Source organism: Kitasatospora sp. NPDC032150, from assembly GCF_055579945.1.
The window spans coordinates 107756-120163 of record NZ_JBVIMH010000005.1 but is presented as its reverse complement, the minus strand read 5'-3'; the positions used below and the strand labels follow the sequence as shown (position 1 = coordinate 120163).

6 protein-coding genes are annotated in these 12408 nt (G+C 74.5%); all 6 read right to left on the bottom strand.

Annotated features, from left to right (window positions below; genetic code table 11):
* Positions 1-53: 53 nt before the first annotated feature.
* The gene (locus tag ACZ5ON_RS08610; RefSeq protein WP_465587503.1) at positions 54-1892 is read right to left on the bottom strand and encodes a non-ribosomal peptide synthetase; all 1839 of its coding nucleotides are present in this window, start codon (positions 1890-1892) and stop codon (positions 54-56) included.
* Positions 1893-1947: 55 nt separating this feature from the next.
* Positions 1948-3120 (bottom strand): acyl-CoA dehydrogenase family protein, encoded by a 1173-nt coding sequence (locus tag ACZ5ON_RS08605; RefSeq protein ID WP_465587500.1) that lies wholly within the window; start codon positions 3118-3120, stop codon positions 1948-1950.
* Positions 3121-3175: 55 nt separating this feature from the next.
* A complete protein-coding gene (locus tag ACZ5ON_RS08600; protein ID WP_465587497.1) occupies positions 3176-6295 on the bottom strand; it encodes a non-ribosomal peptide synthetase in 3120 nt (1039 codons plus the stop codon).
* A 361-nt stretch (positions 6296-6656) separates the two neighbouring features.
* Positions 6657-7928 carry a condensation domain-containing protein gene (locus ACZ5ON_RS08595; protein WP_465587494.1) on the bottom strand — a complete coding sequence of 424 codons (1272 nt, stop codon included), beginning with the start codon at positions 7926-7928 and terminating at the stop codon, positions 6657-6659.
* 157 nt (positions 7929-8085) lie between these two features.
* Complete coding sequence (locus ACZ5ON_RS08590; RefSeq protein WP_465587491.1) at positions 8086-9573, bottom strand: MFS transporter; 1488 nt, start codon at positions 9571-9573, stop codon at positions 8086-8088.
* A 342-nt stretch (positions 9574-9915) separates the two neighbouring features.
* Complete coding sequence (locus tag ACZ5ON_RS08585; RefSeq protein ID WP_465587488.1) at positions 9916-12105, bottom strand: ArnT family glycosyltransferase; 2190 nt, start codon at positions 12103-12105, stop codon at positions 9916-9918.
* Positions 12106-12408 lie beyond the last annotated feature (303 nt).

Here is a 12408-nt window from a genome sequence, read left to right as displayed (position 1 = left end):
TCCCTTCCGGGTGCCCCGGGGATGTGGCCGGGGCACCCTGGTGCGACGTGCGGTCAGGAGGCGGCGACGGCGTTCGGGCGCCGGGCCTCGACCAGCTCCGCGAGCCGGCGCAGATCGGGCTGGCGCAGCAGCTGCGGAGCGCGCAGCCGTACGCCGCACTCTTGCTCCAGCGCGACCAGCAGGCGGGCGGCGATCAGCGAATTGCCGCCCGCTTCGGTGAAGTTGTCGAGCGGGCCGAGCTCGGGCCGGCCGAGCAGCTCGCGGGTCAGCCGCAGCACGGTGTGCTCGGTGGGCGAGGCGGCCTCGGCATCCGGAGAGTCGGCGGTGTCGGGTTCGGCGGCGAGCAGCGCGGCCCGGTCCACCTTGCCGTTGGCGTCAAGTGGGAAGGTGTCGACCAGCCGGACCAGCGTGGGTACGGCCTGCTCGGGCAGCCACTCCCGCACCTGCGGCAGCAGATCGGCACCCTCGCGCAGGACGGGCTCGGCGGGCTGGACGAAAGCGACCAACTGCACCCCGCCCGCCGCGCCCGCCCGGGCGGCCACGGCGGCGCGCCGCACCCGCGGATCGCGCTCGAAGGCCGCCTCGACCTCGGCGGGCTCGATCCGCACCCCGCTGACCTTCACCTGGTCGTCCAGCCGGCCCTGGAACTCCAGGACCCCGTCGGGCCGCATCAGCACGCGGTCGCCGGTGCGGTAGACCCGGTCGACCCCCGGGGCGTCCTGCGGCGCGGCGACGAAACGCCGGGCGGTGAGCTCCTCGTCGAGGTAGCCGAGCGCCAGGCAGCGCCCGCCGATGCGCAGTTCACCGGAGGTGCCGCGGGGCACCGGGTTTCCGTCCTCGTCCGTGACGGCGACGAAGACCCCGGGCAGCGGGCGGCCGATCGGCGGGGTGTCCGGGCCGTCCGGGGCCGCACCGGGCGCCATGGTGTGCACGGTGGTCGCCACCGTGGCCTCGGCCGGGCCGTAGGCGTTGTGCAGGTGCGCGGTGACCCCGGGCCCGGGGTAGCGGCGCAACCGGTCGCCCCCGACGGTGAGATGGCGGAGCGTCAGTTCCTCGCGCCACGGCAGGTCGAGCACCGGCTCGGCCAGCGGGGTCGGCAGCACGCACACCGTGATCCTGGCCCGGTGCCACCAGTCGGTGAGCGCGCCCGGGTCCCAGCGCACCTCCTCGGGGGCCACGCTCAGTGCGGCACCGGAGGTCAGCGCAGCCCACAGCTCCATCAGGTGCGGGTCGAAGGCGACCCCGATCATCAGGCTGTGCCGGTCGCCGGGGCCGAGACCGGTCAGCTCGCGGTACCAGTGCAGCAGCGCGCCGAGCGACTCCTCGCCGACGGCCACCGCCTTCGGGGTGCCGGTCGAGCCGGAGGTCAGTACCGAGTAGAAGGTCCCGGCCGGCGCGCCCACGGAGCCCTCGGCCGCCGGAGCGAAGGCCGCGACCACGGTGGCGGGGGCGTTCGTGCCCTCAGCGGGCAGCGGCAGCGTCAACTGCTCCGCCTGGCCGGCCCGGTGGGAGGACGGCAGTAGCCCGGGGGCGCCGATCAGGCAGCCCAGCCGCAGGTTCCCCGCCACCGCCTGGAGGCGGCGCTCACCCGGGCGCGGGCCGAGCGGCAGGTAGCCGGCGCCCAGCCTGGCCGCCGCCACCGCGACGGCGACCAGCGCCACCGAGTGGTCCAGGCAGACGCCGACCAGCTCGCCCGGGCGCACCCGGTCGCGCAGCGCGTCGGCCACCGAGTCGGCCAGGGCGTCGAGTTCGGCGTAGCTCCAGCTGCGCTCGCCGTCGATCAGCGCGGGCGCGTCGGGGGCGCGGCGCACCCAGTCGAGGTAGCGGTCCAGTACGGCGGCGTCCTCGTGCGGACGGCCGTGGTCGATGCTGGGCGCGGATGTGTCGGTCATGGTTCTGGTCTCCGAGTCTGTGGGCGGGACGGGCGGCCTGGATCGGCGGTACAACTCAGCCCAGACCCATGGCCCTGGCGACGATCACCTTCTGGACCTCGGAGGTCCCCTCGATGATGGTCATCATCCGGACGTAGCGGTACAGGAACTCCAGCGGATGCCCGCGCACCCAGCCGGTGGCCCCGTGCACCTGCAGCGAGCGGTCCACCACCCGCACCGCCGTCTCGGAGGCGGTCAGCTTGGCCAGCGCCGCGTTCTCCGGCGCCTCGGTACCCTCGTCGACCAGCCGGGCACAGGCCAGGGTGAGCAGCTTGGACGCCTCCACCTCGGCCCGGCTGCGCACCAGGTGCTCCTGGACGTGCTGGTAGTTGCCGATCCGCTCGCCGAAGGCCTCGCGCTCCCGGGCGTACTCCACACCCAGGCGCAGCGCGTACTCGGCGACGCCGTTGGACATCGCGGCGACCACCAGCCGCCCGCGCGAGAGGCTGTCCATGGCCAGCGCCATCGCGGCGCCGACGCCCTGCTCGCCGCCGATCACGGCGTCCATCGGCACCCTGACCTGCTCCAGCATCAGCTCGAACAGCGGCTCGCCCGACATGCCCTCGTAGCGCTGCCCGATCCGCAGCCCCGGCTGGTCCATCGGCAGGACGAACGCGGTCGCGCCGCCGGTCGGCCCTTCGCCGAGGTCGGTCGCGGTGACCACCAGGGCGAAGTCGGCCCGGTCGGCGTTGCTGACGAAGGTCTTGCGGCCGCTGATGACCCAGCCGTCGCCGTCCCGCCGCGCGGTGCAGGTCAGCCGGAAGGCGTCGGAGCCGGCCTGCGGCTCGGTCAGCGCCAGGCAGCGCGCCGCCTCGCCGCGCACCAGCGGCGCCAGATACCGCTCGATCTGCTCCGGCGTGCCGTGCCGCAGCAGCGGGGACGGCCCGTCGGAACCGGCCAGCGCGTACGGGGCCAGCGAGCAGCCGCTGCGCCCGGCCGCGTGGTGCAGCAGCACCACGGCGGTGAAGGGCATCCCGGAGCCGCCGAGCTCCTCGGGGTAGTCCCCGGCGTAGAAGCCGAGTGCGGCCGAGCGCTTGCGGACGTAGGCGCGCAGATCGGCGGGCGGCTGGTCCGCGGTCTCGGGCAGCTCGGCGGCCAGCGGCACCAGCTCGCGGCGGACGAAGCTCTCGAAGGCCTCGACCAGTTCGCGGTGGCCGTCCTCGAGAACGGAGGAGGGAGTGGAGTTCACAGTGCGGCTCCGGTCTGGACCTGGGAGGGGCTGACGGTGGTCACGCGGACGGCGCTCACGAGCGGCCGCCCGTCAGGGCGCGGGCCTGGTCGGCCAGCACGGGGTGCTGGAACAGGGTGCGCAGCGGCGGACGGTGGCCCAGGCGCGGCTCCAGCCAGGCGGCGAGCTGGGCGGCGAGCAGCGAGTGTCCGCCGATCTCGAAGAAGTGCGAGTCGGGTCCGAAACGGTCGTGGCCCAGGACCTCACGCCACGCCTCGGCGACCAGCGCCTGCGCGGGATCGGTGAAGACCGCCTGCTCCTCGGGCAACTCGGCCCCGGGCGCCGGGAGTTCGGCGAGCCGGCGGACCAGCGCTGCCCGGTCGGGCTTGCCGCCCGGCAGCGTCGGCATCTGCTCCAGCGCCACCCAGGTGCCGGGGACCAGCGCTCCGGGCAGCCGACGGGCCAGCGCGGAGTGCAGCGCGGCCTGGTCCGGCTGCTCGGTGCCCTCCAGGAAGCCCACCAGCCGGGGGCCGGCGGCCGTCTCCCGGTCCAGCACCACCGCACAGGAGCGGCCGCCGAGTTCGGCGGAGCCCGCTGCCTCGATCTCCTCCAGCTCGATCCGGAAGCCGCGCAGCTTCACCTGGTTGTCCTGGCGGCCGAGGAACCACAGCCGGCCGTCCAGGTCGCGGTAGCCGCGGTCGCCGGTCAGGTACACCCGCTCACCGCCCAGCGCGGCGGGCGCGACGAACCGGGCCGCAGTGACCTCGTCCCGTCCGAGGTAGCGATCGGCCAACGCCGGTCCGGAGACCGCGAGTTCACCGATCGCACCGGCGGGCAGCGGATGGTGGCCCAGGTCCAGCACGTGCACCCGGGTCCCGGCCAGCTCGGCCCCGAGCGGGATCTCCTCGATGCCCTCGGCCAGATCGGCCGCGGTGACCTCGTGCACGGTCGAGGTGACGGTGGCCTCGGTGACGCCGTAGGCGTTCAGCACCGTCGCCGAGGTGTCCTGCGCCAGCGGGCGCAGCGCGGCGGCGGGCAGCCGCTCGCCGCCCAGCACGATCAGCCGCGGTGACCAGCGCCCGTCCCGCAGCGCCTCGCGCAGCTCCTCCCGCACGGCCAGGAGGTAGCTGGTCGGCAGGTTGGCCACGGTGACCCCCCGCGCGGCGAGCACCGCGACCAGTTCGGGACCGGTCGGCACCTCGCGCTGCGGCAGCACCAGCGCCGCCCCGGCGGCCAGCGAGGGCAGCACCTCCTCCAGCGCCACGTCGAAGGACGGCCGGGCGAACAGCAGCACCCGGTCCGCCGTGCTCAGCCCGTACCGCTGCGCCAGCGCGCCGGTGTAGCCGGCCAGCGCGGTGCGGCTCACCAGCACCGGCTTGGGCACACCGGTCGACCCGGAGGTGTGGATGACGTACGCGGCGCCGTCGAGCACCGCCGCCGGCTCGGCCTTCGGGAACGCGGGGCCGTCCAGCAGGGCGGGGACGCGCCCGTCGGCGGGCAGGGCGAGCGCGCTCTGCCGGGTGGCCAGCACCAGCGCGGGCTCCAGCCGCTCCAGCAGCAGGCCGAGGCGGGCTGCCGGGTCCTCCGGCGAGAGCGGCGCGTACACCGCCCCGAGGCGCAGGCAGGCCAGCAGGGCGACCACGCTGTCCACTCCCCGGGGTAGCAGCACGGCGACCGGCTGACCCGGTGTCACCCCGGCCGTCCGCAGCCGCTCGACCAGCTCGCCGACCCTGCGGTCCAGATCTCCGTAGGTCAGCCGCTCGGCGCCCGCGATCACCGCCAGGCCGCTCGGGTCCTGTGCGGCCGCCGGGTCGAGCAGGGCGAGGTCCGGGTCGGTCGGCCGGTCGGCCGGTGCCGTCACCGGCGCGCCCAGCGAGGACAGCGGGGCCTGCGGCTCGTCCAGGTAGGCGCGCAGCAGGTCCAGCAGGCGCTCGGCCAGCAGCTGCGCCACCGGTTCGCCGAACAGGTCGGCGTCGTAGTCCCAGATCAGGGTCATCCCGGCGGCGCCGTGCCGCTCGCCGACCACCCGGCGGTCGTCGGGCAGCAGCACCACGTCCAGGTCGAACCGGGTGGTGCCGGTGTTGAACCCCTCGTACAGCGAGATCTCCAGGCCCGGTGCCTGCACCTCGGGCAGCACGGCGTCGTGCGCGCTGAACATCACGTCGAACAGCGGGTTGTCCGCACCACCGGTGTGCAGGCCCAGCGAACGGGTCAACTCCTGGACGGGGACGTCCTGGTGGGGCAGCGCCCGCAGCAGCGTGTCGGTGACCTCGTCCACCGCGTCGGTACCGGGCGCGACCGCGTCGAGGCGGATCCGCAGCGGCACGGTGTTGACGAACATGCCGACCGTGCCCTCGAAGCCCACCGGACGGTTGCCCACCGCCGTGCCCACCACCATCTCGTGGTGGCCGCTGTGCCTGCGCAGCAACTCGGCGAAGAGCGTGAGCAGCGTGCTGAACGGGGTGTGGCCGTCGCTCTTGCTGCGCTCGCGCAGCCGCTCGGCGAGGTCGGCGCCGATCGACTGGCGCAGCTGGCCGCCCCGGTGGCGGCGGACCGCACCCGGACGCTTCAGGCCGGGCAGGACCAAGTCGAACGACGCGTCCTGCAACTCCCGCTGCCAGTAGGCCAGGCTGAGCTCCCTGGCCTTCGCCTTGCCGCCGTCGGTGTCGGTGCGGACGTGCTCCTCGTAGGAGCGGGCGGGCGGGAGCTCGGCCTGCTCGCCGAGGGTGTGCGCGCGGTACGCCGTGAACAGGTCGCGCAGCAGGATGGCGAAGGAGTGGCCGTCGTGGATCAGGTGGTGCTCCACGTGGACCAGGCGGTGGTGCCGCTCGCCGAGCCTGACCAGGTGCCAGCGCAGCAGCGGCGCTTCCCCGGTGTCCAGCGGCTCCTCGGCCTCGGCGGACAGCAGGCGGCGGAACGCCTCCTCCTGGTCGGCCTCGGTGCTCAGGTCGCTGCTGCGCAGGCGCGGCTGTGCCCCTTCCCGTACCCGCTGGGCCGGGAGCCCGGCGGTCTGGGGCACCAACTCCAGGCGCAGACCCGGGTGGTGGGCGATCACTGCGGCCAGGCCGGCGCGCAGGGCGTCGGTGTCGAGCGAGCCCCAGAGGTCGAGGGCGGCGGTGAAGTTGTAGGCGCGGCTGCCGGGGAGCATCTGCTCGTGCAGCCAGACGATCTCCTGGGAGGAGGAGAGAGCGAACATGGACGGATCCCTTTGCTTGTGGCGGGAGTTCCCGGCGCCGCGGCAGGCGCCCGGTCGGGGCGTGTCGCGGGTCGGGATATGACGGGACGTCAGGTCTTCGGACAGTCGGGCGGCACCTCGGGGGTGGGCGGCGTGCCCGGCCGACCACGGTGGTGCGGGGTGCGGCATGCGTGGCCGACCACGGTGGTGCGGGGTCGGCCACGGTGGTGCGGGGTCGGCCACGGTGGTGCGGGGCCGTTCACGTGCTACCGCGCGCTTCGGGAGCCGGATTCGTGGACGGCTTTCGCAGGGCGGGCTCGGCTGTGGGGTGGGCCGCGCGGTTCGCCGTGCTTCCGAGGCGGTGCGGGTCTCGGTCGGCGCGCTAGTCGTGCAGGGAGTCGAGCAGGGCGTGGAAGGCGGTGTGGACCGCTTCGTCGGTGAAGTGGGCACGGTCCCAGGCGAGGCGGACCAGTAGGTCGTCGCCGTGGGAGACGGACACCGCGAACGGGGCCGTGAGCGGCCGGCCGGCCAGATGCGTCTCCCGGCCTTCCGTGCCGCCGAGCACCAGCGGAGGGCGTCGCTGCAGGTCCTCGAAGGTGAGCAGGCCGTCCAGCGCCCCGCTCCACTGCGCCCCGGCCGACCGCGCGGCGTGGACCACCTCGTCGAACGGCATGTCGGCGTGGTCGAGGTCGTCCCACCACGAGGCGCTGAGCTCGTCGAGGTCGGCCGGGCCGGGGGCCGCCGGGTGCACCAGGGTGTTCAGGAAGCAGCCCAGCGCCTGCTGCGCGGCGGCGGGCCGACCGCCCCACGGGTAGCCGAGCGCGAGCGCCCGCCCGGTCCCGAACAGCCGGTAGGCGGCCGTCGCGACGGCGGCCAGCAGGGCGGGGAACGCGATCCGGTGCGCGGGGCCGTCGCCCACGGGCAGCCGGTGGCTCAGCATTCCGGTCGGCTGGTCGCCGCCGGCGGATGCCGGAGCGGCGCCGAGGCCGGAGAGCCGGGCGGCCCAGTGGGCGTGCGCGGCGGGCGAGGTGGCCTTGGCCTCGGCGGCGAGCTGGAGTTCGACCGCCTCGCGGTAGGCGTCCACGGCGGCGGCGAGCTCGCGCGGATCCGGGTCGGCCTGGGCGTCGTCCTGGTAGGCCAGGGCGATGTCGGCGGTGACGATGCCGAGTGACTGTTCGTCACAGGCCGCGTGATCCAGGGCGACGGCCAGCACCTCCTCGTCCTGCTCGGGGTCGCGCGCCAGCAGCAGCCGCAGCGCGGGCCCGTCCACCGTCCACTCCAGCAGCGCCCGACGCAGTGCCTCGTCGGCGGTACCGCTGGGCGGCACCGGGACTTCCCGCACCTCGGCGGCCGGAGCGCCGAGCCGCAGCACGGGCGTGCCGCGCAGGGCGGTGAAGGTGCCGCGCAGCGCCGGGTGGCGGGCCGCGACCCGGAGCGCGGCGCGGTGCAGGCGGAGCGGGTCGACCGTTCCGCGCGGGTAGGCGAAGAACAGCGGTACGACGTCGGGACGGCCCTGCGGGTCGAGCCGGCGGGCGAGCAGGAACCGGCGCTGGGCGCCGGTCACCGGGAGCAGCGTGGCCGCGGCCGGGTCGGCGGAGGAGGAGAGGGCGGACCGGTAGCGCGTGAGATAGGCGTCGGTGAGGCTGGCGGGCACGGGAGGATCTCCGCTTCGGCTCTGGTGGTTCGGGGCAGCCCCGGGAGTGGTGCCGGGGAGCCAGGTTCAGCGGACGTTGTGGTGCGGGGCAGGCCCGGTGGTGGTTCCCGGGCGCCCGGTTCAGGACGGGCGGGACGGTGCCGGGGCGGCGGCGCCCTCAGCGGGCGGGTGGGACGGAAGCGGGTTCCGCGTCCGGCTCCCCGGTGCGGTCGTCGACTCTTTGCCCGGATTTGACCCCGGCGTTATCGGCGACAGAGCCGCCTCCGCCCACGGACCCGGTCTCGGCCAGGTGCTCGGCTTCGGTCGCGTACGCGCCCTCGGCGACGCGCCCGGCTACGGACGTGGACGCGCTCTCGGACGCGTACGCGCCCTCGGCGGCAGACGCGCTCTCGGACGCGCCCCCGGTCGGCAGGTCCCGCATCCGCCGCAGCGGCGACAGCAGTACCGGTACCGGCACGGCGAGGAACCCCGCGGCGCACACCCACAGCGCGGTCCTGGGCCCGGCCGCGGCGGCGATGGCGCCGCCGGCCAGCGCTCCCAGCGGCATGGTGCCCCAGACCAGGAAGCGCATGGTGGCGTTCATCCGGCCCAGCAGCGCGGGCGGGCAGATGGTCTGACGGAAGCTCACCTGGGCGACGTTGTAGGCCACGGCGCCGAACAGTGCCACGGCCGACCCGGCGCCGAACAGCACCGCGCCGGCGCTCCCGGCGGACAGCGGCCACAGCACCGCGAACGGTGAACTGACCGCGATTGACAGCCAGATAAGCCTGCCCTGCCCGAACTTCGCGGCCAGCGGCCCGGCGCAGAGCGCCCCGGCCAGACCGCCGACGGCCGACACCGACAGCAGCAGTCCGATGGTGCCGGGCGAGAGCGAGAGCACCCTGACCCAGAAGACGGTCTGCACCGCGGCCAGCAGGGCGGAGAAGAAGTTGGAGCCGGCGGTGGTGACCGCGATGATCCGCAGCAGCGGGTGCCGCAGGACGAACGAGACGCCCTCGGCGATGTCCGCCCGCAGCGACCGGTCGGGCGCCGGTTCGGGGCGGGCCTCCTGGACGCGGATCCGCAGGAGCAGCAGGGCCGAGGTGAGGTAGCCGATCGCGTCGGCCACGATGGCCAGCGGGGCGCCGAGCAGCTGGACCAGTCCGCCGCCGAGCCCGGGACCGGCGACCTGGGCCGTGGATCGCACCGTCTCCAGCGCGCCGTTGCCCTCGACCAGTTGCCGCTGCGGCAGCAGCCGAGGCAGGAAGGACTGGTGTGCGACGTCGAAGAACACCGTGGCCACGCCGGTGACCAGGGCCACCACGTACAGCTGGGCCATCGTCAGCACACCCGCGGCCGCGGCCGCCGGGACCGAGCCCACCGCCAGGCAGCGCACCACGTCGGCGCGGATCAGCACCGGAAGCTTGCGCATCCGGTCCACCCAGGCACCCGCGGGCAGGCCGACCAACAGGAAGGCCGCGGTCTCGGCGGCGGTGAGCAGGCCGACTTGGAGCGGTGAGGCGTTGAGGACCAGCACGGCGGCCAACGGCAGGGCCACCAGGGTCACCTGGCTGCCGAGTTGGCTCGCGGCAGCTCCGGACAGCAGGAACCGGAAGTCGCGGTGTCGTAAGGCCTCACCTGCCAAGAGGCGCTGAAAGGCGTTCACCTGTGCGACTTTCGACGAAAAACCCTACGAAGGCCAACCAGTGGGAATGAATCCGGACTTCTGCCGACCCGGCCGCGCGGCGTCCGCCGTGCGGGGGACGGACGGTCGCGGCGCGGTGGTGCGGACGGTCGGGTCGCCGGTGAGCCGCCGAGAACCCGTGGCCTGACTGGTTCGGCGACGATCTAGCCGGTGTCCAGATTCCGGTCCGCTATCCGGACGATCGCTGTCCAGCCATCGGACGGATGCTTTCAGATATGGCCGGATCGGATGGACTGTTGTCGACTATTCATCTTCTTGTGAAGACGGTGTGATAGATGCAGGTCCGATCGGGAACGGAACGGATCAGCGGGTCGGGGCACAGGCGTAGAGCCGCTGCTGGGTCGCGAAGTCGTCGTCGAGCGCCCGGGAGTCGCCCGGTGCGGTGGTCGGTGCGCCGACGCCGTACTCTCCGGCCGGAACCTCGGCGCAGCTGGACCGGACCCAGGACCGGATCTGCGACGCGGCGGAACCGGTCGGGCTGCCGGTGGGTGCGGAGCCGGGCGTGAGGCTGTTGCCGAGCAGGACGTAGCGCACCGCTCCGGTGTCCACCAGCCGTCGGAACTCCGGCATCGTCGGCGAGGGTGCCAGGCCCGTGAAGCCGCCCATCGGCAGGACCTTCTCCCCGGTGGCCAGGATGAACGGCGAGGCGCCGCCCCAGCTGGAGGCCGCGAACAGGTAGGCGGAGCCGTTCCGGTGTACGCGCAGATACCCGAGCAGGGCCTGCTGCGAGGCGGTCAGTCGCCCGGTGGAGTTACCGCTCGTGCTGCTGTCGACCCGGCGCAGAGGCTGCCCGGCGGCCGCCGGCCGGGCGTCCGACGGACCGACGGCGCCCATGCTGGAGCCGCCACGCTTCGCAGTCAGCACCGAGGAGGCCCAGGCGCCCGGTGCGACCAGAGCCGCTGCGACGGCCGCCGTCAGCCCGCCCGCCAGGACCAGCCGGTGACCGGCCGGCCGATCCGGGTGCCCCGGCTGCCCGGGTTGGTCCGCCACCTCGCCGAGCCGGGCCAGCCCGAGGAGGCCCAGCGCCAGCCCGCCGAGCGAGAGCACGGTGGCCGCCAGCCACGGCAGGAACTCCGGGAAGCGGGTGGCCAGGAAGACATGCCATAGGACGGTGCCGGTGATCGCGGCAGGAAGTGCCCACGCCCGCCTGCTCTCGGAGCGGAACTCCCGCCACATCAGCACCGCACCCGCGCCGCTCAGCGCCGCCAGTGCGACGGCGACCACGCCCATGTAGTAGCTGTGTCTGCCCACACTGCCCGCGCTGAACACCAGGAAGAACAGCCCCAGCCACGTCCCCCACAGGACGATGCCCGACCGCAGCGCGTCCGTACGCCGTTCGCGCCGCCGCCAGAGCAGACCGCAGAGCAGCGCCAGCGCGGCCCACGGGTAGAACCAGCCGGTCTGCGGCGCGAACTGGCGGCCGAACATCTTGGTCCAACCACCGTCCCGCGAGCCGCCGCTCGTTCCGGCGGCCGCCGGGGCGCCGGTCGGCGTCGCGGCGGGAGCCGTGGCCGGAGCCGACCCCGTACCGGCAGCCGAGGACGGGGACGCCGTGGGCGACGTGCCCGTCGCGGTCGGGCGCGGACCGCCACGGACCGCCACCACGCTCCCGGTGTCCGCCGCGTTCAGCCCCACGGAGGAGAACCGGTTCAGGAAGTTGTAGCCGACCACCATGCTGATCGCCGAGTTGTCCGTGCTGCCGTCCACGAACGGACGGTGCCCGGCCGGGACGGCGGTGACGACGGCCATCCAGGAGACCGACACGGCCAGCGCCAGCAGCCCGGCCAGCACCAGGTGCCCCAGCCGCCGCCAGAGCGGGACCGGCGCCGCGAGCAGGTACACGGCGGCCAGCGCCGGCAGCACCGTCCACGCCTCCAGCATCTTCGCCTGGAACGCCAGCCCGACCCACACCGCGCACAGCAGAAGTGAACGCAGCCGGGCCGAGAGCGCCGCCCGCTGCGCCGCGTCCGCCGCCAGCACCAGCAGCAGCGTGAAGGCGGGATCCTCGACCGAGGTGCGGAACAGCCCGACGGTCACCGGCGTGAGGCCGAAGGCGGCGGCCGCGAGCAGGCCCGCGTCGACCCCCGCCCAGCGGCGGACCGTACGGAAGAGCACCAGTACGGTCAGCACTCCCTCGGCCACCTGGGGCAGCGCCAGCACCCAGGGATGGAACCCCAGCAGGCGCGCGGCCAGTGCCTGCGGCCATAGGAAGCCGGGCAGCTTGTCCAGGGTGATGGTGTTCGCGGGATCGAACGAGCCGAAGAAGAACGCCTTCCAGCTCTCGGTCATGCTGCGCACGGCGCCGGCGTAGAAGCCGTGGTACTGGCTGTGGTTGATGCGCCAGGCGAACAGCACGGCCGCGACGCCGGCGATGCCCAGCAGCACCGGGCGGGCGTATCCGGGCTGTCCCTCGGGGGACTTCCACGGGGCTCTGCGGAGGCGGGGGGCGAGGGGATCGGGAGTCCGGGGTTCGGTGAGCGTATCTGTGGCCATGAGCCGCACCTTCGGCCGCGCCCGTGCGGAACAGCGGCCGCAGCGCGCCGGTTTGGGCGATTTTATACCTTCCGCACGCCAATCGGCCTACGGAGTCCGCTGCTCAGGATGCGGCCAGCCGCCTCAGACGGTGGCGCGGGGTGGCCCTGACCGAGCGGTGGTACGCGGCGATCAGAGCACCGGCCACCACCTGGCCGACCGTGCCCGGGCGGCCTGCGACCGTGGCCCGCGTCCGGGCCCCCGATCCGGTCCGCCGGGGCCCGCCGCCTCCGCGGCAGGAAGAGGCGCTGGCCCCGGGGGTGC

Coding starts and splice junctions, on each gene's coding strand:
- ACZ5ON_RS08610 (WP_465587503.1), bottom strand. CDS start 1,892: ATGACCGACACATCCGCGCCCAGCATCGACCACGGCCGTCCGCACGAG.
- ACZ5ON_RS08600 (WP_465587497.1), bottom strand. CDS start 6,295: ATGTTCGCTCTCTCCTCCTCCCAGGAGATCGTCTGGCTGCACGAGCAG.
- ACZ5ON_RS08585 (WP_465587488.1), bottom strand. CDS start 12,105: ATGGCCACAGATACGCTCACCGAACCCCGGACTCCCGATCCCCTCGCC.